The organism is Thalassolituus pacificus (genome assembly GCF_025318105.1).
Classification (GTDB): Bacteria; Pseudomonadota; Gammaproteobacteria; order Pseudomonadales; family Oceanobacteraceae; genus Venatoribacter; species Venatoribacter pacificus.
In genome coordinates, this window is the sequence record NZ_JAOANI010000028.1 from 366,929 (window position 1) to 390,344 (window position 23,416).

Genomic DNA, 23,416 nt, shown 5'->3' on the forward strand with positions numbered 1-23,416 from the left:
GTCCGGCGATAACCTGAACGCTGATTAATCAGATTGTCAGAGAGTGACAAATATTGTCACTCTCTGCATGTCAAAACAGAGTGTTGGCCTCTAAAGACCCTCTTCACACCAACCGCATCGACAGGTCAATCGCTTTGCAGTCTTTGGTCAGGGCACCGATGGAAATGTAATCCACACCGGTTTCGGCGTAGGCACGCAGGCTGGTATCGGTAATGCCGCCGGAGGCTTCCAGTTTTATCACTCCATTGGTACGGCCCTGACTTTTCTGTCTGGCATGGACAACGGCAACGCGCATTTGTTCAGGATTAAAGTTGTCGAGCATGATGATGTCGGCACCGGCGTCGATGGCTTCATCCAGTTGCTGCATGGTTTCCACTTCTACCTCAATCGGTTTGCCGGGGGCAATGTCGTGCGCCTGGCTGACTGCTGCGCGAATGCCACCGGCGGCCATGATGTGATTTTCCTTAATAAGGAAGGCATCGTACAGGCCAATGCGGTGGTTAAAGCAGCCACCGACGCTGACTGCGTACTTCTGTGCGATACGCAGACCAGGAATGGTTTTGCGGGTATCGAGCAACTTAACACCGGTACCGGTCACTTTGTCGGCATAGAAACGGCACAGGGTGGCTGTGCCGGACAGACTTTGCAGGAAGTTCAGGGCGCAGCGCTCGCCGGTCAGCAGCGAGCGGGCACTTCCCTGCAGTTCAAACAGCGTCTGGTTGGGCCGTACCCACTGGCCTTCAGATACACGCCAGATCACGCTGACAGCCGGATCAAGCTGGCGGAATACTTCATCTACCCAGGCGCGTCCGGCGATAATGGCGCGCTCACGGGAAATGATGCGCGCTTTGGCTTGCTGAGTGGCCGGGATCAGACGGGCGGTAATATCGCCGCTGCCCACATCTTCTTCCAGCGCACGGGCAACGATGGTGGCGATATCATTTTGATGCAGGCTCAGATCCATGGTTTAAGAAACTCTTTGTCAGCTTGAAGACGACCGGGCTCAGCAGTAACAGGGCAACCAGGTTGGGCAGCGCCATCATTGCGTTGAGGGTATCGGCAATCAGCCAGGCGACGTCGAGTTCACGCGTTGCACCGATCGGAATGGCCAAAACCCAGATGATCCGGAAAATGGGCACGGATTTTACACCGAACAGATACTCTGTGCATTTCTCTCCATAAAAAGACCAGCCGATAATGGTGGTGAAGGCAAAAATCGCCAGCCCCAGAGTCACGATATAGTTGCCGATGCCGGGTAAACCGAGGGCAAACGCCGCAGAAGTAAGGTTGGCACCACTTAAACCTTTACCGGCAACACACTCGGCAATTTCCGGCGGACACAGCTGCCAGGCGCCGGAAGCGACAATCACCAGACCGGTTATTGTGCAGATAATAATGGTGTCGATAAAAGTACCGAGCATGGCGATGCTGCCCTGACGTACCGGGCTGTCGGTTTGTGCGGCGGCATGAGCAATGGGCGCGCTGCCGAGGCCTGCTTCGTTAGAAAATACACCACGCGCTACACCAAAACGGATGGCAGCCCATACGGCAGCACCGGCAAAACCTCCCATGGCGGCGGTCGGGTTAAAGGCGTGGTGGAGGATCAGTTCGACGGCTTGCGGTACGCGGTCGGCGAAAACAACCAGCAATATCAGGCCGCCGAGAATGTAGGCAATCGCCATAAAAGGAACGAGCTTACCGGCCACTTCAGAAATACGGCGGATACCGCCCAGCAGGACCAGACCAACCAAAACGGCAATGGCTACGCCGGTCACCCACTCAGGAATACCAAAGCCACCATGCAGGGCGTCGGCTACGGAATTTGCCTGGACGCCATTACCAATACCGAAGCCCGCTAACATGCCGAAGAAAGCAAACAGCAGAGCCATCCAGCGGAATTTCGGGCCAAGGCCATTACGGATGTAGTACATCGGGCCGCCAACATACTGGCCTTTCTCATTGCGTTCGCGGTAATGAACGGCAAGCACGGCTTCGGCGTATTTGGTGGCCATACCGAGTAAGGCAATTAACCACATCCAGAACAGCGCACCTGGCCCGCCGGAAGCGATGGCGGTGGCGACCCCGGCAATGTTACCGGTACCAATGGTCGCCGAAAGCGACGTCATCAGTGCGTTAAAACCAGAGATTTCGCCCTGACCTTTACCTTCGCGGTTTACCCATAAATAGACGAAGCCGCGTTTAATGTTACGGATTGGATAAGCTTTCAGACCCAGGGTCAGATACAGGCCGGTGATGCTGATAAGAAGCAGCATCGGTGCTCCCCAGGCCCAGCCATTGATCGTCTTAATGAACTCCAGCATCCGCTTCTCTCTTTATGTCATGTTGTGTCAGCGGTCACTATAAAGGTTGTCGTCGGGGCTGCCAAACTGACGGCACCGTTAAAAACCGCTAAGGTGTCGACTTTGTTCAATGGTGTAGAAGCGCACAGAGGAAGGACACGAGCATGAAAGTGAGTGAAGGGCGTCTGGATATTGCCTGTTGGTGTCCTTCGCCTAACTTTGGCCCCCGCCCGCCCGGGCCTGATGGTGATATCACGCTGCTGGTTATTCACAATATCAGCCTGCCGCCAGGTCAGTTTGGTGGTGGTTATGTGCAGCAATTTTTTCAAAATAAACTCCCGGCTGATGCCCACCCATACTTTGCAGAAATCGCTGCCTTGCGGGTCTCCAGCCATCTGCTGATTGAACGCGACGGAGCCGTGACTCAGTTTGTGAATTTTAATGATCGGGCCTGGCATGCGGGACGCTCGGTTTATGAAGGCAGGGCAGACTGCAACGACTATTCTGTAGGTATTGAATTGGAAGGTACGGATACCGATGCTTACTGTGCGGTGCAGTATGAGGTTCTGGTCGATATTGTGCGTGCGTTGCAGGCAGAATATCCGGCCATTGGTCGCCGTATTACCGGGCACGAGCACATTGCGCCAGGCCGGAAAACCGATCCGGGTCCGGCTTTTGACTGGCAATATTTATTCCGCACCTTGGCTTTGTCTGACAATTGAGAGGCTGTTATGAAATTTCTGATCGTTTTTATTGCGCTGGTACTGCAATCGCAATTGCCGTTACCCCAGCGCAGTACCAGTAGCAGAACCTTTGCTCACTGGCTCAGCTTTTGGCTGCCTCGGGGATTTTTTCAGCGTTTTCCCCGGCATATCAAATATGCGTTGGTTGTGGTTATTCCGGCCATGCTGTTAGCGGCTGGTTTCTGGTATATCGAACATTTAGCCTGGGGATTAATCAGCTTCGCGCTGGAAATTCTGTTGCTGCTGTACGTTCTTTCGCACATCGGTATTGAACGGCACCTGCAGGAATACCGTGAAGATTTACAGCAGGGGGATACTCAGGGCGCTTATCACTGTGCGGAAAAATTTCTCGCTGTTCCCGAAGTCAGCGTGACGGAAGACACCGGGCAGATGAATGAGCAGGTCATTAAAGCGCTGTTGCATCGCTGGTTCGAATATTTTTTCCTGATGGTTTTCTGGTACATGATTGCTGATGTCGCCGGGGTTTTATTGGCCTGGTTCAGTGTGCAATATGCACGCGCCAGCGATTGTGATCAGAAAGCCTGGCGTTATCTGCATTGGCTGGAATGGATTCCGGTTCGTCTGTTAGGGCTTACTTACGGTTTGGCGGGTAACTTCATGCGCGCTTTACCGGTATGGCAAAGTTATTTATGGCAATTAAAGGCGAGTGGTGCCGATGTATTGTTTTCGGTCGCCAGCAGTGCATTATCCCATAATGGCGAACAGCGCCAGTGGCACAGTGTGGCCGATGATGGTGAAGCGGCGGCACGTGAACTGGATGAGTGGCATCAGCTGCATTTGCGCAGCGTCTCAATCTGGATGGTGATGATTGCCGCGGCCACGGTTGGCGGCTGGTTACTGTAAACGATGCTGCTGTCGTGATGACAGCGGGTTTATTGACGTGGGAGCGACTTTTAGTCGCGCTAACCGCGGGTCTTGCGACCACGATTTGCGGGCATGGCCCGCTCCTACAGTACGGCGTTTTTCATAAGTGCTGTTATTGCAAGGAGCTCCGGCGACGCGGTAATCCATCTGTGCAGAGATTGCTTCGTCGTTCCTCCTCGCAATGACGGTGGTGGTTGAGGTGTTTTCGCGGCTGAAAGCCACTCCCACATGGAAAGCCACTCCTACACTGAAAGCTACGCCCAAAGTGTGCGGTCAATTTCTTTTCCGCTCAGCCTTTAATAGCAATGCCCACCGGCAGATCTTCAAACCAGTTGAGGAATTCCTGCACATGAGGTGGCTGAAACAGCCGGCCATGTTGCGGTGCCATAATCTGGATATCCAGTTGTCGCGCACGACGAATCCAGTCCAGCTTCGCCTCGTTTGATGGCATCCAGCGCTGATGAAACTTACGCATTTTAGGAATATGGGTGCTCATGGTATCGACCCAAAGCGGAGCATCGGTAGACTCCATCGCCGCTCCCACATCGCCACTCATTAGTATTTTTGCTTTCGGATCGTAAACGTGAAAATTACCGGATGAGTGCAGATAGTGCGCGGGAATAAACTGCAGCTGAATACGACCAATATTGAGCGTCATGCCTTCGTCCGGAATGGCGCAGAATTCAATTTTCTCCATACCAAAATGACGGATAAAACTCTCCCATAACCAGGGCGAGTAAAGCTTGGCATTCGGTAAGGCCTGATCCCATAACCCCAGGGATGAAATAATGTCGGGGTCCTGATGCGAGGCAAACAGATGAGTAATGTGTTCAGCCGGTACAAATTTTAAGACCGCCGACAGCATCGGCGCGAATAATTCAATGCCGCCCGGATCAAGCAAAATAGCCTGATCGCCACTTTGCACCATGTATTGATTGGTATCGATAATCCCTTCGGCTTTTTGCGGATCGCGGGCGAACATAATCCAGCGGTGATCGCCGTCTTCGTACAGTGTGGTGGCCAGCATAGTGTTATTCCTTGTCCTGCGTATTGTCCGCCAGAGGGATCATGGAGTGTGTTTCTGCCGTTGTCCGAGCAGGCGTCTGGCCTGACTCAGATGGGCGCGGATTTTATCAGCGGTATCGGTGATATTTTGGGCGATCACTTCCAGCTGATTACGGAAGTCACCGGCTGAGGCAGCTTCTACTTTACTGGACGTGGCGATCAGGTTCGCGGTGCGGATGTGTTTGTCGCCTTCTTCCAGCTGCTGTTCTAACTCACGTAAACCACGGCTCAGGGTGTGTGACAGAGCCTCGCGTTGCTGGTAACAGCTTTGCATCGCGTGATGAAGCGAAGCGATGTTGTCGCTGTGCTGTGTTTCGATCCAATCAAACTTTTCTGCAGCGGTACTGGCACGCCAAAGCGCGACGGCGTTGTGCGAAAGATGTTCAGATACGCCATTGATGTATTGCGACTGGCGGATAATGTCGGACGCCAGCTCATCAATAAAATGCGTAATCGCCTTAAAACCTACCGTTTTCGAACCTGCGCGCACGGCTAATGCACGGGCATTTTTAGCGGTTAAGGCCAGCCCTTTGGCTTCCAGCATGGCCTGATGCAGTTCGGCGGCAATGCTGGCGGCGGTAACAAAAATCGGTGTCGCCATAAATCGGTTCGCTATTCAGTTCGCTGTGATAAGGGCTGCTTGGATGAGTGCAGGGTACGTCCAGTATAGATAGTTTTTGGCAGACCCTTGAGTTAAGGCATCGCGGTGGTTTTTGTCGCCAGTTCTGTACCGGCGGCATTGGTTTTCAACCAGCCACGCACCCGCCGCACAATCACATTGCTGTCATCGTAATTAAGGTCAAACGCAGGAACGGCAATTTGCTGGTATTGCTGTCGCTGTTTGTGGCGCATGGCGCCTGCGCGCTGTTGGTTGGCATAGGCCGGGCTGATGCTCTGCTCGCTGATCAGATCCAGCAAAGGCATATCCAGTTGCACCATTTGCTGATTGAGCGGCACCGGAGAGAGTGAATTATCAACCGCATCAATCAGAATCAGTGCCAGCCCCCGCTCCTGAGCTTTAGCCTGGTCTGGTGCAGTGCCGCCTGTGGCTGCGGCCTGTGGTTGCGACTGGCTGCGGGCCAGCAAAAAGTCGACCGCCCAGTTGGCGCTGTTACCGCAGGCGATCACCACAATATTCAACTGGCCGCGTTGATTAAGGTAACTGACGCCCTGGCGGATACGGGTCAGCATCTGTTCGCGGTATTCAGCATTGCGATCAACCGCCGGTGCTATCGGCGTGGCGGCTGCATTGGCGTTGGCAGGCAATGGTGGCAGTTCGCTCAGTCTTGGCAGGGCAGGCTCGGCCGCATTTAAAACGCTGTCCTGTTCTGCGCTGGCGTCGGCTTTTTCGATGGCCGCGATGTTGGCACTGTCAGCGGCGTCGGCTGCCGGAGTGGCTGGCACAGCATTGCCCGGTGCCGCATCCGCGGCTGTGGTTTCTGCTGTTGCTGGCGGACTGTCCGGCGTTGTGGTCATGCGGGCGCTGTATTCCGTTTCCGGAGTGCGTGCGGGGGGTTGTGCCGCAGGCAGCTCTGGCAGTTCAATGCTCAGTGTGGTCCAGCCATGAGCGGGCAGGGTTTCACGCAGGGGCGCGACGATTTCCGGCCAGTGGCTGTGCTGACCATTGTCATGCAGAATCAATACGCCGCCCTGAGGCTGGCCGCGGGTTTCGGTCAGCAGCAGACCATAAAATTCGCTTTCCGCCGCGACCAGACGAACCATTTCATACTGGCGGTTATTCAGTTGCAGATACTGCAGCAGACCCTCATGGCGGCTGGCGGCTACGTCGGGGATGACGCGCATTGACGTGTTCTGATCCGTTGCCTGCGTCTCTTCTCCGGCACTGCTGGCACCATCTCCGGTATTTTGCTCATCCGGCAAGGCGGCAGCGCCTGCCGGCACCGGGTTGCCGTCGGTAGTGGTATCGTTGGTCGTATCACCGTCAGCGGCATACAGGACGCTGCTGCACAGCAGAAGCAGTGCTGATAAGGCCTGGGGCAGGAATTGGCGATAAAAGAGCGTGGCCTGCATCGGCGGGCGATCCTTAAAAACGGGCGGTTAGCGGGTTTACAGCAAAAGCTGTTCCTGTTTTCAGGTTAGCCTCTGAGCGCGGATCTGTGGCGGTAGTGTTCGTTGCCTTCAGACCTTACAATGCGCGCTGAATTTCTATTTGCCGGAACCGCTGATGAAAGACTTCCTGATTGCTCCATCCATTTTATCTGCCGACTTTGCCCGCTTAGGGGAAGAAGTTGAAAATGTGCTGGCCGCCGGAGCCGACGTCGTACACTTCGATGTGATGGATAACCATTATGTGCCCAACCTGACCATCGGCCCGATGGTGTGTAAAGCACTGCGCAATCACGGTATTAAAGCACCGATTGATGTTCATCTTATGGTCAAACCGGTCGATCGTCTGATCGGTGATTTTATCGAAGCCGGTGCAACCTACATCACTTTCCACCCGGAAGCTTCCGAGCATATCGACCGTAGTCTGCAGCTGATCAAATCTGCTGGCTGTAAAGCTGGTCTGGTGTTTAACCCGGCGACACCATTGCATTACATGGATTATGTGATGGATAAGCTGGATGTGGTGTTGCTGATGTCGGTTAACCCGGGTTTCGGTGGCCAGTCATTTATCCCGACGACACTGGATAAACTGCGTGAGGCGCGCGCCAAAATTGATGCCTCCGGTCTGGATATCCGTCTGGAAATTGATGGTGGTGTTAAAACCGATAATATCCGCGAAATTACCGCCGCCGGTGCCGATATGTTTGTCGCCGGTTCGGCCATTTTTAATGCTCCTGATTACAAAACTGTGATCGACCAGATGCGCGCAGAAATCGCTGCAGCGGTGAAGTAATTGATGGGCTGGAACGCCGCGCTGAAGGCACACTTTGCACCGGCAGCCGGACCTCAGTTGTTGTTGCTGGATCTGGATGGCACGCTGATCGACAGCGTACCGGATTTAGCGGCCGCAGTGGATGCCATGCTGCTGGGTTTGCAGCGTATGCCTGCCGGTGAAGAAAAGGTCAGCCACTGGGTCGGTAACGGTGCCGATGTCTTAATTCGCCGGGCATTGTGTGCTGGGGATGAGCAGGCGGCGGTTGCGCTTGCAGCCGATGATGTGACGCCGGCACGGGCGTTATTTGATGCCGCCTATCTGCAGGCGTTGCATCATGCCACCGGCGCATATCCGGGTGTCAGTGAGTGGTTGCAGCGGGTGACAATACCGAAAGTTTTAATCACCAATAAACCGCGCTTATTTACGCTGCCATTACTGGCGTCTCTGGGCTGGAGCGATTATTTCGTGCAGATATTGTGCGGTGATGATCTGGCCGAGAAAAAACCATCGCCCATGCCTTTGTTACACGCCTGCCAGGCGCAGAATGTGACACCGCAACAGGCGCTGATGATCGGTGATTCACGCAACGATATTCAGGCGGCGAAAGCGGCCGGTATTGCCAGTGTCGCTGTGACTTACGGCTATAACCACGGTGAAGATATCGCTGCATCGAAACCGGACTGGACGGTGGAAAATCTGCTGCAGTTGTTGGCAGGCTGAGAGACAATCAACAGCCTGACAGACTGAAAACAGGCGCTGGTTTTTTGGCCACCGCCTGTTTTTGTCTTTTTCCTTGCCGGATCAAGCCGGTGATTTACAGGTATTTCTGCCAGAACATGGCTTTGCCCATGGCCGCATCCAGCTCGTAGCTGGCATAACCCAGTGAGCGGTAGGCATTTTGCGCGACGGTATTGCCTTCCAGTACTTCCAGCGTCAGTTTACAGCAGCCCAGTTCGCGGGCGATTTCTTCGGTTTTGTTCATGATGCGCTTGGACAAACCGCGTCCCTGAAATTTTTCCATCACGGCGACGTCATGCACGTTCAGTAACGGTTTGCAGGAGAAGGTGGAAAAACCTTCGATAGAAATCACCAGCCCGGCAGGTTCGTCATCAATAAACGCCAATACCACGTGTACGGTCGGGCGTTTGGCCAGTTCGGCAGCAAGATTACGGCGGGTAAACTCTGACAGCTCTTCACCGCCGCCCATAATGCCACTGGCATAGTGACTCAGCAGTTGAGTCATGGCGTTGGCGTGCAGGGGATTGTTCAGATCAGCAATAACGATTTGTTCAGATTGTTCAGACACAACACTATTCCGGTTTCTATAAAATTCTCAATAGCCTCTGACTTTACACTTCCTCCGGCGCACTGCCCACCCTGTGTGCGGTCATTTTTCCGCATATTCACACGGCTTATTCGAGGGGGCTGTACGGGCCTTTGCACTTATTCAGCGGCTGTTTAAGCGTTATTTATTTTTTTGCGTAGAGTGGCTCCCTTGCATTCTGGGTTGCCTGCTCCCATATAGCTTTTACCATCCGCCTTACTGTGCTGAGTCAAACTTTGCTGAGCCAGATTTTACCGGACAGAAACGGCGGCCAATTAAGCACTGACTTCGCGGAGTTGCCCGTGCCTTTGTTATTTATCTTTATTCTGGTGCCGATGATCGAGCTGGCCGTTCTGATCAAAGTTGGCTCCCAAATCGGTGTGTTGTGGACGTTGGCACTGATTTTTCTGACGGCGATTGTCGGCGTTACCCTGTTGCGCGCACAGGGCCTGGCCACGCTGATGCGTGCGGGGCAGCGTTTGCAGGAAGGCAGCCTGCCGGCACAGGAACTGGCAGAAGGTTTCTTACTGGCACTGGCTGGTGCCTTGTTAATTACCCCCGGATTTGTCACTGATGCGATTGGCTTTACCCTGTTACTGCCGGGTATACGCGGGCATTTTGCCGGCTCAGTCCTGAAGATGTTTAAGCCACAAATGATGGGCGGTATGGGCAATTTTGGCGGCGGACGTGGCCCGCGGGATGTGCACGGTGAAACAGAACAGCCGGGCCGCATTCACCCGAACCAGAGTCGTCCGACCATTATCGACGGCGAATATCGCCGCGAAGACTAATCACACGTCTGCTTTGCGCCTGAGAATACGAATTTTTTTAGTCGGGGGTGTTGAAAACACTGTTCGCCACCCCCAATAAGCGAACACAACAGTTTGGGGACGAGGGTGCTTCAGCGCCTGACCCCGGTTATCAGCAATCATTGCTTTAAACATTGGAGAAAACCTCAAATGAAAATCCGTCCTTTACACGATCGCGTCGTTGTTCGTCGCAAGGAAGAAGAGCAAACCACCGCTGGCGGAATCCTGCTGCCAGGTGCCGCGGCTGAAAAGCCAAGCCAGGGTGAAGTGCTTGCTGTCGGTACGGGTCGCATTTCCAACAATGGTGAAGTGCAGCCTATGTCGGTGAAGGTTGGCGATACCGTCGTATTCGGCAAGTACTCCGGTTCCAACACCATCAAAGTGGATGGTGAAGAACTGCTGATCCTGAACGAAAGCGAAATCTACGGTGTTCTCGAAGCGTAAGTGTTTCTGCTTCAACCGTTCGTATCGAAACTCACAGAATTGAAAGGAAATAGAAATGGCTGCTAAAGAAGTTAAGTTTGGCAATGACGCCCGCGTAAAAATGCTGGCTGGCGTTAACGTACTGGCTAACGCGGTAAAAGTCACTCTGGGCCCTAAAGGCCGTAACGTCGTGCTGGAAAAATCTTTCGGCGCTCCGACCATCACCAAAGACGGTGTATCCGTAGCGCGCGAAATCGAACTGGAAGACAAGTTCGAAAACATGGGCGCACAGATGGTTAAAGAAGTCGCGTCTCAGGCAAATGATCAGGCTGGTGACGGTACAACCACGGCAACCGTTCTGGCTCAGGCGATTGTTAACGAAGGCCTGAAAGCTGTTGCTGCTGGCATGAACCCAATGGATCTGAAGCGCGGTATCGACAAAGCCACTGCGGCCGTTGTTGAAGCGCTGAAAGCACAGGCTCAGCCATGCACCGATTCCAAAGCCATTGCTCAGGTTGGCACCATCTCCGCTAACTCTGACGAAACCGTTGGCACCATGATCGCAGAAGCGATGGCCAAAGTCGGTACCGAAGGCGTTATCACCGTTGAAGAAGGCAAAGGCCTGAACGACGAACTGGAAGTGGTTGAAGGCATGCAGTTTGATCGCGGCTTCCTGTCTCCATACTTCATCAACAACCAGGAAAAAATGGTTGCTGAACTGGAGCACCCGGTGATTCTGCTGGTCGACAAGAAAATCGACAACCTGCAGGAACTGATCCCGATTCTGGAAAACGTGGCTAAATCCGGCCGTCCGCTGCTGATCGTGGCTGAAGACGTTGAAGGTCAGGCGCTGGCAACTCTGGTTGTGAACAACCTGCGCGGTACGTTCAAAGTGGCTGCGGTTAAAGCGCCTGGTTTCGGCGACCGTCGTAAAGCCATGCTGCAGGATATCGCTGTTCTGACTGGTGCTCAGGTGATTTCAGAAGAAGTAGGTATGTCTCTGGAAACCACCACCATCGACATGCTGGGTACGGCTAAGAAAGTGGTTATCAGCAAAGAAAACACCGTCATTGTTGATGGCTCTGGTAACGAAGGCGACGTAAAAGGCCGTGTCGAACAGATCCGTGCCGAGATGGAAGCCTCCACCTCTGACTATGACAAAGAAAAACTGCAGGAACGTGTGGCTAAACTGGCTGGCGGCGTAGCCGTTATCAAAGTCGGCGCCGGTTCTGAAGTTGAAATGAAAGAGAAAAAAGACCGCGTAGACGATGCTCTGAACGCTACCCGCGCTGCGGTAGAAGAAGGCGTGGTCGCTGGTGGTGGTGTTGCTCTGGTTCGCGCCCTGACTCTGGTTGACGTGAAAGGCGACAACGAAGATCAGAACGTCGGTATCGCTCTGGCACTGCGTGCAATGGAAGCTCCGATCCGTCAGATCGCTGCCAACGCCGGTGCCGAAGGTTCCGTGGTGGTTGATAAAGTCAAAGCCGGCTCCGGTGCATTCGGCTTTAACGCCGCCAGCGGTGTATACGGCGACATGATCGAAATGGGTATTCTGGATCCTGCCAAAGTAACCCGTACTTCTCTGCAAGCGGCGGCTTCTGTTGCTGGTCTGATGATCACTACCGAAGCGATGGTTGCAGAAATCCCGAAAGAAACGCCAGCAATGCCAGATATGGGTGGCATGGGCGGAATGGGTGGCATGGGCGGCATGATGTAATCTGACGCCCGCCCGGCTGTCTGTAAGAACAGCGCCCACACCAAGGGCACTGCATAAAAACCGGCCTCATAAGGGCCGGTTTTTTTATGCCTGCGTAGTGGTGCCGGAGTGGTGTTTAATCTGCCCCGGCGGGTAGCCGATAACGCGTTTAAATGCCCGGGAAAATGCTGCTTCAGATTCGTAGCCGTAATCGTTGGCAAGGACTATCAGCGGTTCGCTGGCCTGTTGCAGGCGCTGGCAGGCGAGCTTCATGCGCCACTCTGTCAGATAATTCTTAACGCTGTTACCAAGGCGCTGTTTAAAGTGCGCCGAAAATCCGGAACGCGACATGCCGGCGATACGGGCGAGGGAATCGACCGTCCATTTTTCCTGTGGTTGCTGGTGGATAGCCCGCAGTGCTGCACCAATATGCCGATCGCGAATCGCCCCCAGCCAGCCTTCGCTGGCGTCAGGCGAGTGATTCATCCAGTGACGGATTAACTGGATCACCAGAATATCCCCCAGATGCGTAATGATGGTTTCGCCGCCGGGATGCAGCCGACTCGCTTCTTCGGCGATGAAATCCAGCGTACTGGTTAGCCATTGGTTGGTGGTCTGATCCGGTTTCTCCAGCATCACTACCGCGGGTAATTGCTGTATCAGTTGCTGCCCGGCCAACTGATCAAACCCCATAATGCCGCACATCAGACTGGTTTTTTCACCGTCACCTTCGATCCTGAGAACTTCATAGCGGTCGCTGACACGCTGTATGTCGCAGTCCAGCAGAGGGACCGGCTCAATATCGGTACGGCTGCTGACCAGGTGACCTGAGCCATGAGGTACCAGCACCAGCGAGCCTTTGTTCAATGCTACCGGCGCTTGCTCGTCAATGGTCAGCCAGCAGTGCCCGGCGGTGATGATGTGAAACATCATCTTGCCAGGCAGGACCGGCATCGACAGCGACCAGTCTCCGGCCAGTTCCGAGCGGCAATAGAGACTGCCTTCCAGTCGCAGGTGATGCAGCAGCTCGCCCAATGGATCGTTGGCTGCGGGAAATTGCGGGGCTTCAGCCATAGCTATCCTGATTCTGGACGAATGGTTAAGAATAATGGATTAATGATCATTAATCGTCCATTCGGATATCACCATACTGTGTTGTATGGGGCGCAGCAAGGCCCCCCATAACCAACAACGTGGATGGAGATTTGTAATGACAGCAACAACACTGATCGTCGGTGCGAATGGCAAAACAGGCTTGCGCGTAAGTCGTAAGCTGAGTGAGGCGGGGTATCCGGTACGGGCAGTCTCCCGATCCACCGTACCTGCGTTTGATTGGCATCAACCTGAAGACTGGGCTGCGGTGATGGATGGATGTGAACGGGCTTATGTATCTTTCCAGCCGGATCTGGCCATACCTGCTGCTGAAGAGGCTATTCGTCTGTTTATCGCTCAGGCCCGACAATCCGGTGTGAAGCACCTGGTGTTATTGTCCGGTCGCGGAGAAGACGGTGCCCGGCAGGCGGAGCAGCAGCTGATTAACAGTGGCCTGAGCTGGAATGTGGTGCGGGCCAGTTGGTTTGCGCAGAACTTCAGCGAGGGCTTTCTGGTAGATGGCATCCTCCGTGGTCAGCTCGCACTCCCCGCTGCCGATGTGCCGGAGCCCTTTATTGACGTGGACGATATTGCCGATGTGGCAGTCGCCTGTCTGACGCGTACGACGCTGCATAACCGGCTATTTGAAGTAACAGGACCGGAACTCTTAACCTTTGCCGAGTGTGTGCAGATGATTGCCAACACCCTACAACGCCCGCTGGATTTCACTGCTATCAGTGCCGAACAGTTTCTGCAGGGATTGGCTGAGCAAGGTATGCCGGATGATCTTCTGTGGTTGATGAATGAGTTGTTCACACAGGTTATGGATGGCCGTAACAGCCGGGTGGAACATGGTGTTGAACAGGCACTTGGCCGACCGGCAACGTCATTCAGTGATTACGTTAAAAAAACTGCTCAGGCCGGTAGCTGGAGTGTGGCATGAGCCCGGCAGCGGAGTTGATCCTGACGTTGACTCTGTGGGGGCTGACCCTCAGCGCTGGCGTTATGGCCGGGGTGTATTTTGCATTTTCTGCCTTTGTTATCACGTCACTGGATAAGCTGGCCGCCAGCAGCGCAGCAGCTGCAATGAACAGCATTAACCGCATAATCGTCAGGTCCGCCTTTATGCCATTGTTCTGGGGCTCGTCATTGCTGGCGGTAATGCTGATTGCGCTTGCCGGCTGGCATAGCACCGGAATGCTGGCCACCCTGACAGGTGCTGTTTACCTGGCGGGTATGCTGCTTGTGACAGCCCTGTTCAATGTGCCTTTGAATAACCGGCTGCGCGATTGCCGTGAGCAGGAATGCGCTGATGTCTGGTCCGTGTATACAAGGCGCTGGACCTTCTGGAATCATGTCCGCACGGCAGCATCGTTGCTGACCATGGTGATGTGTATCTGTCTGCTGAACATTATGTGAGGTTTATATGATTGCAAAAATACTGATCAGTCTGGGTGTGCTGGTTTATATGGTGTTAATTCCCTATCTGGAAATGAATGCTTCCCATGTATTTAATCCACAATGGCCGGGTCATGCCCGGCTACATGAAGTCTGGCAGCTGACCACCAATATCTCGCTTGGGCTGGTGGCGCTGTGGCTGACCTGGAAAGAAGAGCGCATTCAGATGGCAGGGGTCATTTCCATCTGCGTGATGGGCGGTGTATTGGTGGCTCATGTGACCGAAGGGTTTTATGACGGGACGCTACTGTCGGGGAATATCGCGAAAACCGTTCTGGGACTGGAATTGGCCGCTTTTATCGCTTTAGTGGTGGTGCTGCTGTCCATCGTTGCCATGGTTACAGAGCGCAACAGAGCATTGCGGTAACCGACGGTATGATGAAATTTCAGCCGTCGGCTTGAGTGATATCCACCGGTTCAGATTTCACGCTTGCTAGGGCCTGTCGACACTAAGTAAATCCGGCCTGCTGAGAGCCAGTTTTTCTCAGAACAAGGAGAGAGGAGTGATATTAACGGGTTAAATGAATGACAAACGACGAAGCTAATGAGGAAAACTGGCCTCAGCCCGAAGGGTTATAGCTAAAAATCCCTCATTCTGCGTTACTGTTCGCTCGCTTAACCCGTTAGGCCACACTCTCAGCGCCTTGCCTGAGAAATTTTTAGCCGATAACAGGTCTGTTTAATTGCCCTGGTCGTCTGTCCTCTAAACCCATCACTTGGTTTGTTACCTTCGGTTTACCAATGCTTGTGTGGTTTGATTATCCAATCCACGCCAAAGACACTGCATAAAAACCGGCCTCATAAGGGCCGGTTTTTTTATGCCTGCAGTTTGCGTTGTTCGTGTGGGAAAATGCACAATACTCTTATTGTTATATGTAATAACAACTTGATAGATCCGAAAATCCGTGCATCCTGTGTCAGTCATCGCTGAATTATTCAGTGCTGCCCTGATGAAAATATCACGAATTATTTTACAGGCATTCTGCCGTGCGGTTGCGGCGATGCGTTGTATTAAATATGGGTATAGGCCATAGAGCGGGGAGTTTCCGATGTTCGTACCAAGAAAAACAGAAAGCCAGCCTCACTGGACGGATCAGGACGGCATTAAGATATACACCATTACTGTTCATGATGCTGCCGTTGATCAGAGCCGCTTCAGCGAGCGTTTGAATACTGTAAAACAAGCGAAAGCTCTGCCATGGGCAGAGACTGCCGCATTTACTATTTTTCATGAAGGCGCAGGTTTTCTTTATTTGATTCTCGCCTGGTGGGGGAATGATAATGAATTATTCACCTCCGTTTCCGTACTGACAGAAGAAGGCTGGGTGGAAGATCCGGGCCGATTCTCTTTCTGTGTTTATGATCTTGAAGTGTTTTGGGCAGAAAGAAATATTTACATCGACACATTGTATTGCGCGACCCCAGATATTCAGAAATACCGTGAACAGCGTATGGGGGAAGAATGACTGACGGAGCCGGGATGAAGGTTGTTGTTATTACGGAACACGTTTCAGAATATACCGATCCTGTTTTTCTGAGAAAAGGTGAGCAGGTGACTCTTGGAGAAACGGATGATGAATATCCTAACTGGATATTTGCGACGAGTGTCTCAGGTACGCAGGGATGGGTGCCGCTGCAATATCTGGAGCAATCAGCCTGTAAAACCTCAGGCAATATGCTGTGTGATTATGATTCTCTGGAACTGAATACAAAATCCGGGGAAATATTAACGGTTCAGTTTGAACTGCATGACTGGTATCGGGTAACAAGAACTAACGCAGAGGTTGGCTGGGTTCCGGTGATGACGGTACAGTCTGTTCCGGTTGATGCTTGACTGCAGGCTCCTGCAGTTGCAGACGGGTAACAGGAGACAGCTAAAAGGAAACAGGCTTTTTACCGTTGTCAGTCACTGGCGTTGATATTGCAACTGCAATTGGCGTAACAGGTTTTCGAATGCGGTTAAATCGCTGTATTTTTCCGCCTCCGTAGCCGGATGTGTCAGAAATATTCCGCCACTCAGTGCAATCCCGCCTTCAATCATCAGGTTATCGTGCAGGTCAAACCGTTCAATACTTAAGCCATCTCGGTCGTGTAATTCAGACTGGCCATATTCCCCCTGGCCAAATAACGCAAAGGTACGTTCGCTGAAGGATGCCGGATCATTGCTGTAGCCGTGAATCACTTTGCCCAGACCGCGTGCGAGGCCTATTTCGTAAACCGTACCGACATCGGCGCTGGCTCCGCGAAAGGGCGTCAGATTGGCGATCACCAAGTCGGCATTGCGGATTAATTGTTCGTTGGCCGCACTGATGGCAAAGCCCAGTTCACGGGCGCTGCCGCTTGCTTGCACTTCGCCATCCAGTGGAAATAAGCCGTGGAAACCATAGTGCTTACATAACGCTTTTTTGCGGGCGCCAAGTTCACTGGCCTCCGGGCAGAACACTTCCGGCCCGGCAAGATAGATTTTACGCAGAGTGGGGGTGGCCATTGTCGTCATCCGTCAGCTTAGAAACAGAATGCCTAAACTAACGGAAATCCGGCGTTAACCAAAGGGTATAAGCGCATGGGAGGGGACTGTAGTTGAATAACGTGCTGTTCTTGTCGTTTAGTTGCTGTTGAGCTGCTGTTGTTGAATTGTTGTTATTTAAAGCGCATCGATAACTTCTGAATGGTCGGGCCGGTAACAAAGGCAATCACAAAGGCAGCAGGCCACGCCAGTACCCACGCATTAAACCAGCGCAGAAAAAATTCGTCGGTAAATCCGAGATTGAGAAAGGTAATCCAGCAGGTCATCAGCACCGATAACACAAAAGACATCATCAGGGTAAATGCAATGCGTTGTTTCATCGCTGGCTGCCTCGAAGGTAAACAGATTGGGCGGGAGATAAGGCGACGCAGATTACGCCTGGTCAGGCAGAAAAAGAAGTGCCGGCACAGGAACAGAATATCCCGGTGCCGGCAACAGCGCAGGCAGGGCTTACAGCAGGGTCAGATATTGCGGCTCAACATCCACCGCCAGATAAGCCAGGCCCAGTTTGTTCAGGTAATCCATGCGGTCACATTTGAACGGATCAATCTCGGCCAGGGTTTTACCGTTGTTTTCGTACAGTTCACGCAACCAGGCCAGATACAGATTACCCGGCTCCATTACCAGGGCAGCGCCACCGGCATCGGTTGTAACCAGTGCCTGTTGTTCCTGTGGCAGGTTCACCTCGAAGATCACCGCTTCTTCACCACCACCCAGATACAGGTTACGCGTATGGGTTTTCTGGCTGGCCCAGAAGTACGCCAGTTCTTTGCTTTGGGTTAAAAATAACGGGTCTTTCTGCTCGCTGGTATCGTGGCCGATGGTGCTCAGTGTTTTCAGCTGGCGCGCCATAATTTCAGCGTCGCCGGAACCTTTCAGGCCTTCGCTCTGAATCGCAGAAATCAGGCCGGAAGAGGTACCGTGATACCAGGTGCTAGAGGTCGCAATGCCGTTGTCAGACAGCAGCTGGGCAAGATCCTGAAACTGAGTGGGGGTGGTAAATTCTTTCATGTTCTGGGTTCCGGACTAAGGGCCGGCAGGTCTGGCCGGCTGTTAATCAATGGTCGTGTAAAAGCGGCCATTGTAGCAGGACTCTGGCCCCTTGTCTGAGCTGGTCGCTTCCCATCTGGGCGCCAATATCAGTCTTTACCCGGCGGCCATTGGGCAAAACCGTCAATGCCTTCCCAGCTCAGCCAGGGCTTGTCGTGTTCCTGCCAGATATGTGCCTGAGGTTGTACCCCCGGGTCTTCATCAAGGGTGGCAACACGCACAATCACCAGCGGCATCACCGGGCGTTCGGCCATTAAATGGCTGCCGCAGCGAGAACAGAACCAGCGGTTTTTACCCGGTGATGATTCATAGCAGCTGAGCTTGTCTTCACCGCTCAGCCAACGGAAGTGTTCACGCTTAACACCGGCCGTGGGTACAAACGCTGTGCCCTGGGCCTTGCGGCAGGTATCGCAGTGGCAATGCATAATCGGCATGGCCAGTTCGTCCGCTTCATAGTTTACCGCGCCACACAGGCAGCTTCCTTTCATGTTTCGTTCCTTCTATTTTTTCAGGCGGGAATAGACCAGCAAATACGCGACCGAACACAGCAACGAGGCGGCCGTGCCCCAGTGCAGGCCAAGCAGTGGATACAGATAGCTGACTGCCAGCGCATAAACCACTAATGCACCGATACCATCGGGGTAATGTTTGATGGTGGCGTTAAGCACACCGGCGCCGTAGCTGATGTGCAGGATCAGCATCAGCGGGAAAAAACTCACCGGAAAAGCCGCCAGCAAACCGGCGCGGGTCGGGCCAAGCAAATCGGCAAGACCGGTAATCAGCAGTATCGATGCTGTGGCAATACTGGCACGGAACAGCAGCGTCGCAGCCTTACCGGATAATAATTCGGCCAGCTTATTGGCCGGTGGCTGGCTGCGGTCAATCTGTTGCTCGGCAATATCTTTAAACAGTGTGCGGAATAAAAAGATGGCCGCAACCACCACCGCCAGACTCAGCCAGCGGTTGGCAGGCAATTGCTGCAGAATCACGCTGGCCGAAAAAAAGCAGGCAAATCCACTGAGCGTTGCCAGCGGTAACCACAGCAGACCGGGTTTGCGTTTGATTACCTGCCAGTAGCCAAAAGCCAGACAGATGGCGGAGGTTAGCCCGGAAAGGGTAAATACGGCGCTGTCGGCGGCAAATTGCGGGCTCTGCTGCCAGCCAAAAAAATACAGCGCAATGGCGGTGCCCAGGGGGAATCCAGCCAGCAACCCGGCATGGCGCGGGCTCATGCGTTCGGCCACTTTGGCCAGTAAAACCACCGTTAAAAACGTCACCAGAATCTTTGCAATTAACAGCACAACAACCTCGGTAGTCAGAATGGCGGGTACAGTGTCGGCAGGAGAATAAAAAAGTAGTTTAACAACAATGCGCAGTCAGGCGAATGAGTAGTTTTACCGCCGTATATTCTATGGCAGAGTCAGTACAGGAATAACAATAATCCAACAGGGAAGCGCGATGAAAGATTATCTCTACCTCGCCATTATTGCCGCACTCGGCTCTGCGCTGGTGTATCAGGTATTCAATCCGCCACAATGTCCTGTACAGCAGGAACTGAATACCGCAAAGGACGAGCTGCGCAATTGCCGCAACGAAAAAGACGACCTGACAACCGCCAATGCTCTGCTGAATAACCAGCGCACCCAGGCTGAAGCACAACGCGATGCGGCAAAGCGGCAGGCCGACCAGGCCGAAGGCAAGGTGGCCGGGCTGAACAACACCATCACCCAGCGTACGCGTGAACTGAATGAACAGATTGCCGCTTTTAATCGTTTAAAAACCGGGCGTGACCAACTGCTGGCTACCAATCAGCGGATCAGTGAGCGTCTGAGCTTATTAAAAACCCTGAAACAACAGGGCTCCGCGCGCAGCCAGCAGCAGCTGGATGAATTGCTGGCTGAAGACATCGACGGTTTTCTGGTATGGGAGGGCAGCCAATGAAACTGAGCCAGAGTCTGTTTGTTGTGGCGCTGCCGCTTTTCCTGCCGGGTTGCGTGATGCTGACCAGTACGCACAATCAGTTAATGGCGGCAGAAGCGTACCGGGTGAATGACCTGAAACATCAGTTGCAGCAGGTTAGCAGCGAGCGTGATCAGTTAAAGCTGGATCTGCAGAGCAGTGCCAGTCAGCTGCAGGAATGCAGCTCGGCATTGAGCGTATGCAACCGTGAACGTGCCGCGTTACAGGCGCAGCTGGAACAATGCAATAAGCGGCCGACCGGTCCGGTAGCAGTGGCCGATTGTAGTATTACCGATGTGCGCTTTGAAGCATTGGAAGACAATAAACCGCCGCAATGGCTGCGCGATTTTAACGTACCGGAAATCCGTATTAAGCCACAAAAAGATGGCACCAATGCACAGGGTGAAGCGCTGTATTACCTGTCGGCGGCGCAGCTGGAAGAACTGAATAGCGGCATTAAATTATTAATCCGTGCCAGTCGCGGCTGGCCGATCTGGTATCGCGAAGTGCTGGAGAGGCCAGTTAATCAGATGCCGAAGCCGCCATTACGGGGCAATTGACGGCCCTTCACTTAGCCGTTTGGTTAAGACATCTCTGAATTATTCAGAGGTGCCTTAATAACCCTGATGCTATTAAAGCCGCCTGCCGGGCGGCTTTTTTATTGCCCTGCACCTGGGCGCAAACAATCGCGCCTTCTTTTAATAAACATAAATCATCCGCCAGTTTTTTTGCGCTTTTTATATCCAGCCACTGGCCCAGCTGCTTACCCAGCATGCGGCAAAGCCGTGCTTTGTGTTGTGCACAGTGCTGGTGAACCGGATGAGCCGGATCGGTAAATTCGGCCGCGCTGTGCATAAAAAAGCAGCCGCGGAATTCCTGCAATTCGGCCACGCGGTTATGAAACCAGTCATCCAGGGCGGCAAACCAGTTCTGCACCAGCGCTTCTGCTGTCGCCGCGTGATGGATGCGGCTTTGCAGCCAACTGAAAAATACCTCATCACGATACGCCAGCACCGCCAGCACCAACTCGTCTTTGCTGGCGAAATGATGATACAGGGTTTTTTTTGCGATACCGGATTCCTGCAGAATCTGATTAATGCCAACGCCATGAATGCTGTCGCGGTAAAACAGGGTAAACGCGGTGTGAACAAGCTGCTGCTGTTTTGCGGGTGCTGATGCCGGGATTGTAGGGGTTGTCGTTGTGGATGTTGTCAGTGTCATGGCAAAGGCTCCGCTGAAAACCCGATATTGACAAAGGTATACCGAGTTGTCTACCTTATGGTTTCTGGTAGACAGGTTGGTCTACTTTTATGTTTAACCGTTCAAGCCGTATCACGGGAGAATTTATGTTTCATCTTTTACGCCACCCATCCATAACCTCGCTCAAGGCTGCATTACTGGCCGGCGCCGGGGCGATGCTCTGTATCAGTAGTCTGGCATTACTGCAGCACTGGCAGCACAGCCTGCTGATCATGGCGCCCTTTGGTGCCACCATGGTGATTCTGTTTGCCTTGCCCGACAGCCCGCTGGCACAGCCGCGCAATATTATCGGTGGCCACCTGCTGACCGCTCTGATCGGGCTGCTGGTTCTACAGTATCTGGATGTGAATCCACTGACTCTGGGGCTGGCGACCGGGCTTGGGGTTAGTCTGATGGTGCTGACCAATACTTTGCATCCACCGGCCGGCGCGAATCCATTGCTGGTTATGCTGACGGTTCCTGAGTGGGATTTTCTGCTGACTCCGGTGTTTAGCGGCACCTTATTGATCGTGCTGTTTGGTGTGATCTATCACCGTATGATCAACCGTCGTGTGTATCCGTTGCGCTGGTTTTAAGGCACCGCTGAATTATTCAGTGGTGCCTTAACCTGATAGCGGTCGGGGCCTTGCGGCCGCTATAATCCGCCGATGACTGATTTCAAGACTTCCCCCGAAATGACCATGCCAGAAAAAAAATTGCTGGTGATTGGCTATGTCTGGCCCGAGCCCAACTCCTCGGCGGCGGGCAGCCGTATGCTGCAGCTGATTCAGGCGCTGCAGCAGGATGGCTATGCCGTGCATTACGGCTCACCGGCTGAATACAGTGAACATGCCGCCGATTTACCGGCGCTGAATATTCAACCGCATAAACTGGTGCTGAACTGTTCATCGTTTGATGCGTTTATTCAGCAGCTGAAGCCCGATGCGGTGATGTTTGACCGTTTTATGATGGAAGAACAATTCGGCTGGCGGGTGGAAAAATATTGTCCGCAAGCGTTGCGTATTCTCGATACCGAAGACCTGCACTGTCTGCGTTATGCGCGCGCGGCCATGGTGAAGGCTAACCCAGAACAATCAGCTATTGATCCGCCTGCAGAATTTATGCACAGCGAGTTGGCGGTACGTGAAATTGCCGCCATTCTGCGTTGCGACCTGAGCCTGATGATTTCAGAGTTTGAAATGCACTGGCTGCAGTCACGGTTTAATGTGCCGGCCACTCAGTTGTTGTATCTGCCGTTTATGCAGGCTGAAAAAAACAGCGGACAGGTCGTGCCGGATTTTGCACAGCGTCAGCACTTCATCAGTATCGGTAACTTCCGCCATGAGCCTAACTGGGATGCTGTACGCTATTTAAAAGAATCTCTGTGGCCGGTCATTCGCCAGCAACTACCCCAGGCGGAGTTGCATATTTACGGTGCTTACCCGCCTCCCAAAGCCACCCAGCTGCATAATGCGCGGCAGGGATTTCTGGTGAAAGGCTGGGCTGATGATGCACAACAGGTGGTGCGCTCCGCGCGGGTGATGCTGGCGCCCTTACGCTTTGGGGCCGGATTAAAAGGCAAACTAATAGATGCGGCCGAATGCGGTACGCCAGCGGTGACCACCGCCATTGGTGCGGAAGGTATGTATGCTCCGGGCTCTGCAGCGGCACTGGTTGCCAATCGTGCAGAAGATTTTATTCAGCAGGCAGTGACGCTGTATCAGGATGAAATTCAGTGGCAGGGGTTACAGGCTAATGGCCTCAAGCTGATTAGTTCGCGTTTTTCTTTCCGTGAGCATGCGCCGCGTTTGCAGCAGCGTCTGGCCGCTATCGGTAAGGATATTCAGGCCCATCGTCAGCAGCATTTTTACGGCATGATGCTGCGTCATCACAGCTTAAAAAGTACGCAATATATGGCGCAGTGGATTGAAGCCAAAAACCGTATTCAATAAACCGGCTAACGCAGGCATAAAAAAAACCGGCCAGGCATAACGCCGGGCCGGT

29 protein-coding genes are annotated in these 23,416 nt (G+C 53.3%); 16 read left to right on the plus strand and 13 right to left on the minus strand.

The window, feature by feature from the left end; all coding sequences use genetic code 11:
- Positions 1-103: 103 nt before the first annotated feature.
- Positions 104-964 carry a carboxylating nicotinate-nucleotide diphosphorylase gene (gene nadC, locus NYR02_RS16370; RefSeq protein ID WP_260977425.1) on the minus strand — a complete coding sequence of 287 codons (861 nt, stop codon included), beginning with the start codon at positions 962-964 and terminating at the stop codon, positions 104-106.
- Positions 939-2,321, minus strand: coding sequence for an alanine/glycine:cation symporter family protein (locus NYR02_RS16375; protein WP_260977426.1), 1,383 nt, complete (start codon positions 2,319-2,321; stop codon positions 939-941). The genes nadC and NYR02_RS16375 overlap by 26 nt, the downstream gene beginning before the upstream one ends.
- A gap of 143 nt (positions 2,322-2,464) precedes the next feature.
- Between NYR02_RS16375 and ampD the strand changes: the two genes are divergently transcribed.
- Together ampD and ampE are read left to right on the plus strand one after the other, a co-directional pair.
- Positions 2,465-3,022, plus strand: coding sequence for a 1,6-anhydro-N-acetylmuramyl-L-alanine amidase AmpD (gene ampD, locus NYR02_RS16380; protein ID WP_260977427.1), 558 nt, complete (start codon positions 2,465-2,467; stop codon positions 3,020-3,022).
- Positions 3,023-3,031: 9 nt separating this feature from the next.
- The gene (gene ampE / locus NYR02_RS16385) at positions 3,032-3,907 is read left to right on the plus strand and encodes a regulatory signaling modulator protein AmpE (protein WP_260977428.1); all 876 of its coding nucleotides are present in this window, start codon (positions 3,032-3,034) and stop codon (positions 3,905-3,907) included.
- 310 nt (positions 3,908-4,217) lie between these two features.
- On the opposite strand, the gene NYR02_RS16390 is transcribed toward ampE, so the two are convergent.
- The 3 genes from NYR02_RS16390 to NYR02_RS16400 form a co-directional block, all read right to left on the minus strand.
- Complete coding sequence (locus NYR02_RS16390; protein ID WP_260977429.1) at positions 4,218-4,955, minus strand: FprA family A-type flavoprotein; 738 nt, start codon at positions 4,953-4,955, stop codon at positions 4,218-4,220.
- A gap of 39 nt (positions 4,956-4,994) precedes the next feature.
- Positions 4,995-5,594 (minus strand): hypothetical protein, encoded by a 600-nt coding sequence (locus NYR02_RS16395; RefSeq protein WP_260977430.1) that lies wholly within the window; start codon positions 5,592-5,594, stop codon positions 4,995-4,997.
- A gap of 92 nt (positions 5,595-5,686) precedes the next feature.
- On the minus strand, positions 5,687-7,024 hold the full coding sequence (locus NYR02_RS16400) for an alpha/beta hydrolase family protein (RefSeq protein ID WP_260977431.1): 1,338 nt from the start codon (positions 7,022-7,024) through the stop codon (positions 5,687-5,689).
- Between the two features lie 154 nt (positions 7,025-7,178).
- On the opposite strand from NYR02_RS16400, the gene rpe reads away from it, so the two are divergent.
- Positions 7,179-7,853, plus strand: coding sequence for a ribulose-phosphate 3-epimerase (gene rpe / locus NYR02_RS16405; RefSeq protein WP_260977432.1), 675 nt, complete (start codon positions 7,179-7,181; stop codon positions 7,851-7,853).
- Positions 7,854-7,856: 3 nt separating this feature from the next.
- Positions 7,857-8,555 (plus strand): phosphoglycolate phosphatase, encoded by a 699-nt coding sequence (locus NYR02_RS16410; protein WP_260977433.1) that lies wholly within the window; start codon positions 7,857-7,859, stop codon positions 8,553-8,555.
- A gap of 94 nt (positions 8,556-8,649) precedes the next feature.
- Here NYR02_RS16410 and NYR02_RS16415 read toward each other — a convergent pair whose 3' ends face one another.
- Positions 8,650-9,141 (minus strand): GNAT family N-acetyltransferase, encoded by a 492-nt coding sequence (locus tag NYR02_RS16415; RefSeq protein WP_260977434.1) that lies wholly within the window; start codon positions 9,139-9,141, stop codon positions 8,650-8,652.
- A gap of 320 nt (positions 9,142-9,461) precedes the next feature.
- Here NYR02_RS16415 and NYR02_RS16420 point away from each other — a divergent pair, with 320 nt between their 5' ends.
- The 3 genes from NYR02_RS16420 (at position 9,462) to groL (ending at position 12,108) form a co-directional block, all read left to right on the plus strand.
- The gene (locus NYR02_RS16420; RefSeq protein ID WP_260977435.1) at positions 9,462-9,950 is read left to right on the plus strand and encodes an FxsA family protein; all 489 of its coding nucleotides are present in this window, start codon (positions 9,462-9,464) and stop codon (positions 9,948-9,950) included.
- A gap of 168 nt (positions 9,951-10,118) precedes the next feature.
- Positions 10,119-10,412, plus strand: coding sequence for a co-chaperone GroES (locus NYR02_RS16425; RefSeq protein WP_260977436.1), 294 nt, complete (start codon positions 10,119-10,121; stop codon positions 10,410-10,412).
- Between the two features lie 55 nt (positions 10,413-10,467).
- A complete protein-coding gene (groL, locus tag NYR02_RS16430; RefSeq protein WP_260977437.1) occupies positions 10,468-12,108 on the plus strand; it encodes a chaperonin GroEL in 1,641 nt (546 codons plus the stop codon).
- Positions 12,109-12,192: 84 nt separating this feature from the next.
- Here the strand turns inward: groL and NYR02_RS16435 are convergent, their stop codons facing one another.
- The gene (locus tag NYR02_RS16435; protein WP_260977438.1) at positions 12,193-13,161 is read right to left on the minus strand and encodes an AraC family transcriptional regulator; all 969 of its coding nucleotides are present in this window, start codon (positions 13,159-13,161) and stop codon (positions 12,193-12,195) included.
- A gap of 136 nt (positions 13,162-13,297) precedes the next feature.
- Between NYR02_RS16435 and NYR02_RS16440 the strand changes: the two genes are divergently transcribed.
- The 5 genes from NYR02_RS16440 (at position 13,298) to NYR02_RS16460 (ending at position 16,471) form a co-directional block, all read left to right on the plus strand.
- A complete protein-coding gene (locus NYR02_RS16440) occupies positions 13,298-14,122 on the plus strand; it encodes an SDR family oxidoreductase (protein WP_260977439.1) in 825 nt (274 codons plus the stop codon).
- Complete coding sequence (locus NYR02_RS16445) at positions 14,119-14,598, plus strand: anthrone oxygenase family protein (protein ID WP_260977440.1); 480 nt, start codon at positions 14,119-14,121, stop codon at positions 14,596-14,598. Before NYR02_RS16440 ends, NYR02_RS16445 begins: the two co-directional genes overlap by 4 nt.
- Positions 14,599-14,605: 7 nt before the next feature.
- On the plus strand, positions 14,606-15,004 hold the full coding sequence (locus NYR02_RS16450) for a hypothetical protein (protein ID WP_260977441.1): 399 nt from the start codon (positions 14,606-14,608) through the stop codon (positions 15,002-15,004).
- Between the two features lie 682 nt (positions 15,005-15,686).
- Complete coding sequence (locus NYR02_RS16455; protein ID WP_260977442.1) at positions 15,687-16,103, plus strand: hypothetical protein; 417 nt, start codon at positions 15,687-15,689, stop codon at positions 16,101-16,103.
- Between the two features lie 14 nt (positions 16,104-16,117).
- Complete coding sequence (locus NYR02_RS16460; RefSeq protein ID WP_260977443.1) at positions 16,118-16,471, plus strand: SH3 domain-containing protein; 354 nt, start codon at positions 16,118-16,120, stop codon at positions 16,469-16,471.
- 72 nt (positions 16,472-16,543) lie between these two features.
- Here NYR02_RS16460 and NYR02_RS16465 read toward each other — a convergent pair whose 3' ends face one another.
- The 5 genes from NYR02_RS16465 to NYR02_RS16485 all read right to left on the minus strand — a co-directional run bounded on the left by NYR02_RS16465 (position 16,544) and on the right by NYR02_RS16485 (position 19,515).
- A complete protein-coding gene (locus NYR02_RS16465) occupies positions 16,544-17,125 on the minus strand; it encodes a nucleoside 2-deoxyribosyltransferase (protein WP_260977444.1) in 582 nt (193 codons plus the stop codon).
- A 152-nt stretch (positions 17,126-17,277) separates the two neighbouring features.
- A complete protein-coding gene (locus NYR02_RS16470) occupies positions 17,278-17,484 on the minus strand; it encodes a DUF2798 domain-containing protein (RefSeq protein ID WP_260977445.1) in 207 nt (68 codons plus the stop codon).
- Between the two features lie 130 nt (positions 17,485-17,614).
- Entirely contained in the window at positions 17,615-18,175 is a 561-nt protein-coding gene (locus NYR02_RS16475; protein WP_260977446.1) for a hypothetical protein, read from the minus strand.
- A gap of 128 nt (positions 18,176-18,303) precedes the next feature.
- Positions 18,304-18,702 carry a GFA family protein gene (locus NYR02_RS16480; RefSeq protein WP_260977447.1) on the minus strand — a complete coding sequence of 133 codons (399 nt, stop codon included), beginning with the start codon at positions 18,700-18,702 and terminating at the stop codon, positions 18,304-18,306.
- 12 nt (positions 18,703-18,714) lie between these two features.
- Complete coding sequence (locus NYR02_RS16485) at positions 18,715-19,515, minus strand: hypothetical protein (protein ID WP_260977448.1); 801 nt, start codon at positions 19,513-19,515, stop codon at positions 18,715-18,717.
- A 157-nt stretch (positions 19,516-19,672) separates the two neighbouring features.
- Here NYR02_RS16485 and NYR02_RS16490 point away from each other — a divergent pair, with 157 nt between their 5' ends.
- Positions 19,673-20,155 (plus strand): hypothetical protein, encoded by a 483-nt coding sequence (locus NYR02_RS16490; protein ID WP_260977449.1) that lies wholly within the window; start codon positions 19,673-19,675, stop codon positions 20,153-20,155.
- Positions 20,152-20,733 carry a hypothetical protein gene (locus NYR02_RS16495; RefSeq protein ID WP_260977450.1) on the plus strand — a complete coding sequence of 194 codons (582 nt, stop codon included), beginning with the start codon at positions 20,152-20,154 and terminating at the stop codon, positions 20,731-20,733. Before NYR02_RS16490 ends, NYR02_RS16495 begins: the two co-directional genes overlap by 4 nt.
- A 43-nt stretch (positions 20,734-20,776) precedes the next feature.
- Here NYR02_RS16495 and NYR02_RS16500 read toward each other — a convergent pair whose 3' ends face one another.
- Positions 20,777-21,394 (minus strand): TetR/AcrR family transcriptional regulator, encoded by a 618-nt coding sequence (locus tag NYR02_RS16500; protein ID WP_260977451.1) that lies wholly within the window; start codon positions 21,392-21,394, stop codon positions 20,777-20,779.
- A gap of 125 nt (positions 21,395-21,519) precedes the next feature.
- On the opposite strand from NYR02_RS16500, the gene NYR02_RS16505 reads away from it, so the two are divergent.
- Together NYR02_RS16505 and NYR02_RS16510 are read left to right on the plus strand one after the other, a co-directional pair.
- A complete protein-coding gene (locus tag NYR02_RS16505) occupies positions 21,520-22,008 on the plus strand; it encodes an HPP family protein (RefSeq protein WP_260977452.1) in 489 nt (162 codons plus the stop codon).
- Between the two features lie 105 nt (positions 22,009-22,113).
- A complete protein-coding gene (locus NYR02_RS16510; RefSeq protein WP_260977453.1) occupies positions 22,114-23,364 on the plus strand; it encodes a glycosyltransferase in 1,251 nt (416 codons plus the stop codon).
- The last annotated feature ends 52 nt before the right edge of the window (positions 23,365-23,416 follow it).

Coding starts and splice junctions, on each gene's coding strand:
- nadC (WP_260977425.1), bottom strand. CDS start 964: ATGGATCTGAGCCTGCATCAAAATGATATCGCCACCATCGTTGCCCGT.
- NYR02_RS16375 (WP_260977426.1), bottom strand. CDS start 2,321: ATGCTGGAGTTCATTAAGACGATCAATGGCTGGGCCTGGGGAGCACCG.
- ampD (WP_260977427.1), top strand. CDS start 2,465: ATGAAAGTGAGTGAAGGGCGTCTGGATATTGCCTGTTGGTGTCCTTCG.
- ampE (WP_260977428.1), top strand. CDS start 3,032: ATGAAATTTCTGATCGTTTTTATTGCGCTGGTACTGCAATCGCAATTG.
- NYR02_RS16390 (WP_260977429.1), bottom strand. CDS start 4,955: ATGCTGGCCACCACACTGTACGAAGACGGCGATCACCGCTGGATTATG.
- NYR02_RS16395 (WP_260977430.1), bottom strand. CDS start 5,594: ATGGCGACACCGATTTTTGTTACCGCCGCCAGCATTGCCGCCGAACTG.
- NYR02_RS16400 (WP_260977431.1), bottom strand. CDS start 7,024: ATGCAGGCCACGCTCTTTTATCGCCAATTCCTGCCCCAGGCCTTATCA.
- rpe (WP_260977432.1), top strand. CDS start 7,179: ATGAAAGACTTCCTGATTGCTCCATCCATTTTATCTGCCGACTTTGCC.
- NYR02_RS16410 (WP_260977433.1), top strand. CDS start 7,857: ATGGGCTGGAACGCCGCGCTGAAGGCACACTTTGCACCGGCAGCCGGA.
- NYR02_RS16425 (WP_260977436.1), top strand. CDS start 10,119: ATGAAAATCCGTCCTTTACACGATCGCGTCGTTGTTCGTCGCAAGGAA.
- groL (WP_260977437.1), top strand. CDS start 10,468: ATGGCTGCTAAAGAAGTTAAGTTTGGCAATGACGCCCGCGTAAAAATG.
- NYR02_RS16435 (WP_260977438.1), bottom strand. CDS start 13,161: ATGGCTGAAGCCCCGCAATTTCCCGCAGCCAACGATCCATTGGGCGAG.
- NYR02_RS16440 (WP_260977439.1), top strand. CDS start 13,298: ATGACAGCAACAACACTGATCGTCGGTGCGAATGGCAAAACAGGCTTG.
- NYR02_RS16445 (WP_260977440.1), top strand. CDS start 14,119: ATGAGCCCGGCAGCGGAGTTGATCCTGACGTTGACTCTGTGGGGGCTG.
- NYR02_RS16450 (WP_260977441.1), top strand. CDS start 14,606: ATGATTGCAAAAATACTGATCAGTCTGGGTGTGCTGGTTTATATGGTG.
- NYR02_RS16455 (WP_260977442.1), top strand. CDS start 15,687: ATGTTCGTACCAAGAAAAACAGAAAGCCAGCCTCACTGGACGGATCAG.
- NYR02_RS16460 (WP_260977443.1), top strand. CDS start 16,118: ATGAAGGTTGTTGTTATTACGGAACACGTTTCAGAATATACCGATCCT.
- NYR02_RS16465 (WP_260977444.1), bottom strand. CDS start 17,125: ATGGCCACCCCCACTCTGCGTAAAATCTATCTTGCCGGGCCGGAAGTG.
- NYR02_RS16470 (WP_260977445.1), bottom strand. CDS start 17,484: ATGAAACAACGCATTGCATTTACCCTGATGATGTCTTTTGTGTTATCG.
- NYR02_RS16475 (WP_260977446.1), bottom strand. CDS start 18,175: ATGAAAGAATTTACCACCCCCACTCAGTTTCAGGATCTTGCCCAGCTG.
- NYR02_RS16480 (WP_260977447.1), bottom strand. CDS start 18,702: ATGAAAGGAAGCTGCCTGTGTGGCGCGGTAAACTATGAAGCGGACGAA.
- NYR02_RS16490 (WP_260977449.1), top strand. CDS start 19,673: ATGAAAGATTATCTCTACCTCGCCATTATTGCCGCACTCGGCTCTGCG.
- NYR02_RS16495 (WP_260977450.1), top strand. CDS start 20,152: ATGAAACTGAGCCAGAGTCTGTTTGTTGTGGCGCTGCCGCTTTTCCTG.
- NYR02_RS16500 (WP_260977451.1), bottom strand. CDS start 21,394: ATGACACTGACAACATCCACAACGACAACCCCTACAATCCCGGCATCA.
- NYR02_RS16505 (WP_260977452.1), top strand. CDS start 21,520: ATGTTTCATCTTTTACGCCACCCATCCATAACCTCGCTCAAGGCTGCA.
- NYR02_RS16510 (WP_260977453.1), top strand. CDS start 22,114: ATGCCAGAAAAAAAATTGCTGGTGATTGGCTATGTCTGGCCCGAGCCC.